The following is a 6,139-nucleotide window of genomic DNA, read 5'->3' as shown; positions in this document are numbered from 1 at the left end:
CCATCATCTGATCCAGAGTCTGAATCCCCATTATTTGAATCGGGATTTGAATTTCCATTATCCGAGTCTGAGTCTGAATTCTTATCATCTGATCCTGAATCTGAGTCTTCATTATTTGATCCCGAATCTGAGCTTCCATCATTTGATCCTGAATCTGAGTCTCCATTATTTGATCCTGAATCCGAGCTTCCAGTACCTGTGTTTGAGTCCTTTGTGTCCGTGTCTGAACTTCCACTATCTGAGACTGAATCTCCTGTATCTGAACTTCCGCTATTTGATACTGAATTTTCATTGTCTCCGGGATTTTCCTTTATAGCAGATGCCATGCCGGGAGTCATTCCAAGAATTATTAACGTTATCAATAATATATAAACTAAAGAATTAAAAAAACCGACTTTCATTTTTTATTTACTCCTCCCACATGTCCGTAAACAGAAATGTCTGTACACCAGTAGGTCATCGACGAGTAATCATGTAATTTATAGAAATATTATCCAGAAATTTACTTACAGTAAATTTTTCCCAATTTAAGTTGTAGTCTAAGATGTATTCTTTGTTCTAAGCGCCAGTGTTACGAATCTCATTACGACACAAGGAGACTCTGATTTAAGGCTCAGAGAGCAAATTCGTTTGTATCTGCCTGTCTCTAAACTGGCTAATCTTTAATAGATATCAAAGGTAAGAATGTTAAGACATAAAACTTTGTTTTACTTAATATTATCCTTTCTTTATATATATCTTCTATAATATGTATAACAAGTTATACAATTAAACCACCATCCCTAAATGAAAATTGAGCAGATAAGTCTTATCAAGTATTGCTTTGCCTCATTATCCATAAATCAGTCGGCTTGAGCTCAACTTTTGCGCCAGCTGATCACATCGGCTATTTCGTTACTGGGATTTTCGGTCAAGCCTTTTTTGAAAAGGCTTGTGATCACGCCGGATAGAGTTGGAGTATATCTGTCTCAAACTCAAATGTGAGCCGTTTTCGGTCAAGCCTTTTTTGAAAAGGCTTGTGATCAAACCTTTTAGAAAATGTTTGTGGAACTCTGGCGGCGGTTTTGCAGACAAAATCCGATACCTTTAATACTTTATATTACTGCTTTGTTGTGATGTCTGCAGGCGTACGCACATATCTGGAAATTATGAGATACGGAAACTGCCTCATGGCGGGTTTTGCAGCCGTAATTGGAACACTGATAGCTTTTAATATCCTGGCCTCTAATGCCCCGAGTGCTTATAGCCCTGAAAAATTTCCTTTATTTTTTTCAGGACTTATATTCCTGGCCGTTTTTTTTATTGCGGGCGCAGGAAATACCATTAACGACTATTTTGATATCAGAATAGACTCAATCAATCGCCCTGAGAGGCCTATTCCGTCAGGCAGGATAAGGTTAAAAGAAGCTCTTTATTTCTCTTATATTCTGTTCGCTCTGGGAGCGATTCTGGCTTTCTCAATTAACCAGATTTGCGGGTTTATTGCCTTATTTAATTCCCTGCTGCTAATCTTCTATGCAAAAACCCTCAAAAGCACGCCTTTTCTGGGAAACCTGAGTATAGGCTACCTTACAGGCTCAAGTTTCCTATTTGGGGCCTCGATTTTCGGGTTTGAAGGACTCAAAGCCCTTTTTGTGCTTTTCCTGCTGGCAGCCCTTGCGATAACTGCCAGAGAAATTGTAAAGGATATTGAGGACATGGAAGGCGATAAACTGGAAGGAGCAGATACCCTGCCTCTGCGGGTTGGTGCGAAAAAAGCAAGTTACCTTGCAGTACTTATAGGGTTCTTGGCTGTGTTTTTGAGCCCTCTTCCTTACCGTATGTCGGTACTTGGTATACGGTATCTTTACCTTGTCCTTCTGGCAGACTTGGGATTTCTTGCAGCCATTTACCAGATTCTTGCTCGGAACAATCCTACGAAATCTTCAAAAATGTTTAAGATCGCAATGTTCTTTGCCCTCATTGCTTTCATTGCCGGAGTGTAATTTTCCCGGTCAAAGCGATTTTCAGCAAATAGGACATTTTCCTGCAACTAATTCCATGGAAAAGGCCTGTATATTCTCTAGCTCTTTCTCCATTACCTCGATTGCCTCTTTTTCTACGTCGCTAACTGACCCTTTCTTCATTATCAGTTGGGCAGTTGCAATCTGAGGCTGGTCGATTGGAGTCCCGATCTCACTCAAAAGCCAGACATAAACCTCGGAAATATCAGGTACCTCATTGTAGATTCGCGCTGCAATCCTGTGAGAAAGAAGGTTGTAAATCTTTCCTGTATGGCTTACAGGATTTTTACCTGCGGCAGCTTCACTGCTAACAGGACGGTTTAGCGGAATTATTCCGTTAACACGGTTTCCACGTCCTACCTGCCCACCGTCTGCATCTTCTGCAGAAGTGCCGGTTACTGTGGTATAAATTCCCTTTATCCCCCTACCCGGAATGTCTAGAGTATTTAGAGAAACCGTCGGTTTTACACAAATACAGGCCTTGAGTTCAGCCCTGGCTTTTTCTGCAAACCCGGCAGTAAATTCTTCAATTCGTTCATGTAGCTCGATTTTCTTCTTAAAGTAATCCTCTTCCGATTCAACAAAACTGTCCACAAGCGGCATTGCAACAGTCAGGTGCATATCTTCCTTATGCCTTAGTCCCATAACTTTTACATCTTCTCCAGATTCCGGATATTCTTTTTTGAACTTTCTTGAGTTCAGATATCGCTCGCATTCGAAAACAAGCTTTTCAGTGGGGCTGAGAGGTGCATATCCAACTGCTGCAGAAGTGTCGTTTGCTCCAAGAATTTCTTTTCCCCTGCTAAAGATATCCGTAAGTTCTGCAGAACCTCTTTTTAGCTCAATCTGGTAAATAAGATTTTCAGGGTCCACAAAACGGAGATTCTCCTGGAGCCATTGCTGGGCCGTACTGACCGCAAGCTCGGGAACATCAATTTCTATTCCCTGCGCTTCAAAAGTCGCCCTGTCCCCGATTATAAGTCTCATAGGGCTTACAATTTTTCCTCCGCCTAATTTTCCTTCCACTTCTCCTGCAACGAGCATTCCTTTGTCTATATTATAGTGCAGGATAGTCCCGAAAGTTTCAAGGTATTTCTGGCTAAGGTTTACTGAAATTTGTTCCATTATGGCATCACAGATATAGTCCGGATGTCCCAGTCCTTTTCTCTCGACGACCTCAACCCTCTGGCGGTAAACTTCAGGTGCTTTTAATTCTTCTATAACTATATTTCTCAAACTCTTACCCCCAACTATCTTAGGCATAGTCTCTTGAATCTACAATTTCATAAGGCTTGATGATGAAGTCCTCTACTTTTTACTGAGATTCACAGCTTTAGTACAAGCCTGAAGATAATTCCCCTAATTAAACCCCAAAATTATTATCTGATTTAATAAGCCTCTTATCTCATTAAATCTCAGACTTTTTATATTATCATAGCTTCCAAAAATAGAAGCAGTTAGATAAATTCTATTTCCTCTGATGATCCTTCTTTGCTTTTGTCTCTGCTTTCTGACTCTGGCTCTTTTTCACTTTCCGGAAGATGCTTCAGGTACTCCTGTATCATCATGGGAAAAACATTTGCAGGCACAAAGCGGACCCCAAGCTGTTCGGCCCACTTTTCAATCCCATAATCACTTGCAATAACTGCGGCATCAAGTTCCTTGGCAAGGATGAGAACATCAATATCCGGAGCACTATCAAGAATTCCATATCTCAGGGCAGCTCTATATTTATTCCGGAATTTGCCAATGATTCCCCCGATTACTTCCCTTTCAACCTCTTCCTTATATTCTTTTTTCTTGTTTTGTGGATTCTCCATAAAGAGACATTCAGTAGCAGCCTCCCATATCGCATCTTCTGCTACTCCCATTCCCCTGTTAATTCTATCCCGCATATAAGCAACATATTCATGAAATATTTGAGAAGTTACGCTAACTCTATACCTATCCGGAGATTTTTTAACAAGCCAGGTATCTATTTTAGCCACAACTTCTCTGTCACAGCCATTACGGCTAGCAAATTCATACATCTCTTTATATACTGACGGATAGGGCACATAACAACTTATCCCGAAATGCAGACGAGCATCGGCTATTAGGTCAAGGATAGCTTTCATTCCTTCGCAAAGAGAAGAATAGCCCATAACCTCACGCGTCTGCAGGTCCGTTAATGCTGTAGTATCCAGCACAAATCTCTGCTTGAGCATTTTTTTCGAACCCTTTTGTATAATCTTCTTTATCGTCTTATGTATTGATCAAGGATAAATAAGATTCTTTGTTTTATTTTCTTTATTCCCTCATATTTTATTTACTCAGTAACTTACATTTTGTTTATACCAGCTTTCATTCAGTTTACTCCTAACTTTTTTCTGGTTATTTGCTAGCTTTTATTCTGAGTATATACTAGTTTTTCATCTTTTTTATATTTATTTAGTAATCTTTTATCTATTATTCACTTAGTTATTCACTTAGTTTTTGATCAAAATCAATAACTGTATATAGTTTTAAGGCATATATTTCCATAGGGAAGTTAAAACCAGAGACTAGAAAGCGATTTAAAACGTATTTTTGTAATGTATCTTCTAATATTGTTTCGACTTAAATGCGGAAAGTATTTTTAAGAACACTTTAATAAAAACATTATTATGTTCCTTCGCATTGTTTGCTTTTTCAGCTCTGGGCCGATATCTTCTCGGATTGAGAAGCTGGCATTAGGCTGCCAGCAGGTAAAACACAGCTCAATGGTGTAAAAAACTGAGCCGGATTGGACACCTCAAAATAGCCCGATTCGGTATGAGTATGGGTAATAAGCTGAAAATGGGGAATATGATTTGAGTGCAAACACGGAGATATTGAGGCCTTGTGTAGGCTCAGCACAGGGATTGGTGAGAAATCCTCTGAACAATGGAGGCGACACAATGAAGGAGTATTGTAATATTTGTGGTCGGGAACTGCTGGAAGATGTACTGGTTGTGGACACCAGCCTGGATATGAAACCAATAAAGTTCAAAGAGGTTCACGGGGATAAGTCCGATCTGATATGTATTGAGTGTGCAATTGACTCGGTTGAAAATCCACCTTTCGTATGTTCGAGATGCGGCCAGCCAATCGAATTTAACGAAAAATTCTATGTATTCAGGGAAGCAACCACAAAACCGGGCGGCCCTAAAGTTAACTTTAAAGAAACGTGCCTTGATGACAAATACGTCTGCAGCACATGTTTTTGTGAAATAATGAGCCCTGAGAGTGAAGAAGAAAGGGTCTAAATGAAAAACCTTTCTGTAAACAACCTCCTCTACCTGAATTTTTTAGTCAATTAGCAGGAATTGGATAACAGTTCCTGAGATTTCATTCGCGCAGTACAGAACTGAAAACTCAGTTCTGTCACTTTTTTCTAATTATTCTCAGATTTTTTTTCTTCACTACTTTTTAAACTTCCTGGCTTGAAGCAAAGTAATATTTTAAAATACTTTTTCAAGGAACCTATCCGCAGATGCATGAATTTTAATTTCATTAAGCATAAATATTAATCTTATAAAAGTAGAGTATAACTAGTCTGATGAATAGTCTAGTAAATGGCTGACTTCGACAGGCCTGAAATTCTATTAATTCTTTCTGTTGAATTATTCAAAACTTCGGGGGTATTTAATTGAACGGAAGCAATGTGATCGAAATTGAAGATATGACATGGGGAGAAGTGGTAGAAAGCTCTAAAAAGCCAGTTATTGTTATGTTCTACAGCCCTACTTGCCCCTATTGCAGAGCTATGGAACCCTATTTTATGAACTATGCAACGGAATTCAAAAATTCGGCAGTCTTTGCCCGCATAAATATTGAAACAAGTCCCTGGACTGCTGAACGGTACGGAGTTCAGGGTACGCCTACGTTTAAGTTTTTCTGTCACGGAAGGCCTGTATGGGAGCAGGTAGGCCAGATATATCCTTCTATACTGAAAACTGCAGTTGAAGATATGATCAATTATGGAGAGGAATGCATAAGAAAAAGCACTCCAATTGGACAGGATATCACAGGATACGCGTGAATTACCCTATCTGAAGTATGGGTATTTTCAACTTTTTTAGCTCTCAATGGGTATTTTCAAGCTTTTGCACCCTCAAGTGGGTGTTCTCAAATTC

General features: G+C 39.5%; 6 protein-coding genes. 3 read left to right on the top strand and 3 right to left on the bottom strand.

Annotated features, from left to right (window positions below):
* Positions 1-362, bottom strand: a 362-nt coding sequence (locus BP861_RS12395) for a hypothetical protein (protein ID WP_292375966.1), incomplete at its 3' end; no start/stop codon positions are given.
* A gap of 753 nt (positions 363-1,115) precedes the next feature.
* On the opposite strand from BP861_RS12395, the gene BP861_RS12390 reads away from it, so the two are divergent.
* Positions 1,116-1,985 (top strand): geranylgeranylglycerol-phosphate geranylgeranyltransferase, encoded by an 870-nt coding sequence (locus tag BP861_RS12390; RefSeq protein WP_292375964.1) that lies wholly within the window; start codon positions 1,116-1,118, stop codon positions 1,983-1,985.
* Between the two features lie 21 nt (positions 1,986-2,006).
* Here the strand turns inward: BP861_RS12390 and BP861_RS12385 are convergent, their stop codons facing one another.
* Entirely contained in the window at positions 2,007-3,239 is a 1,233-nt protein-coding gene (locus tag BP861_RS12385) for a methionine adenosyltransferase (RefSeq protein ID WP_292375962.1), read from the bottom strand.
* Between the two features lie 221 nt (positions 3,240-3,460).
* Positions 3,461-4,210, bottom strand: a complete 750-nt coding sequence (locus BP861_RS12380; RefSeq protein WP_292375960.1) for an RNA ligase partner protein — start codon at positions 4,208-4,210, stop codon at positions 3,461-3,463.
* Between the two features lie 624 nt (positions 4,211-4,834).
* On the opposite strand from BP861_RS12380, the gene BP861_RS12375 reads away from it, so the two are divergent.
* Together BP861_RS12375 and BP861_RS12370 are read left to right on the top strand one after the other, a co-directional pair.
* Entirely contained in the window at positions 4,835-5,269 is a 435-nt protein-coding gene (locus tag BP861_RS12375; RefSeq protein WP_394339085.1) for a hypothetical protein, read from the top strand.
* 383 nt (positions 5,270-5,652) lie between these two features.
* Positions 5,653-6,045, top strand: coding sequence for a thioredoxin family protein (locus tag BP861_RS12370; protein ID WP_292375957.1), 393 nt, complete (start codon positions 5,653-5,655; stop codon positions 6,043-6,045).
* Positions 6,046-6,139 lie beyond the last annotated feature (94 nt).

This window comes from Methanosarcina sp. UBA411 (assembly GCF_002495725.1).
Taxonomy (GTDB): domain Archaea; phylum Halobacteriota; class Methanosarcinia; order Methanosarcinales; family Methanosarcinaceae; genus Methanosarcina.
Note: the sequence above shows the minus strand (reverse complement) of the source record. Positions and strands in the feature narration are given on the sequence as shown.

What these genes read in the sequence shown, in the direction of transcription:
- BP861_RS12390 (WP_292375964.1), top strand. Translation starts at nt 1,116, where the DNA reads ATGTCTGCAGGCGTACGCACATATCTGGAAATTATGAGATACGGAAAC.
- BP861_RS12380 (WP_292375960.1), bottom strand. Translation starts at nt 4,210, where the DNA reads ATGCTCAAGCAGAGATTTGTGCTGGATACTACAGCATTAACGGACCTG.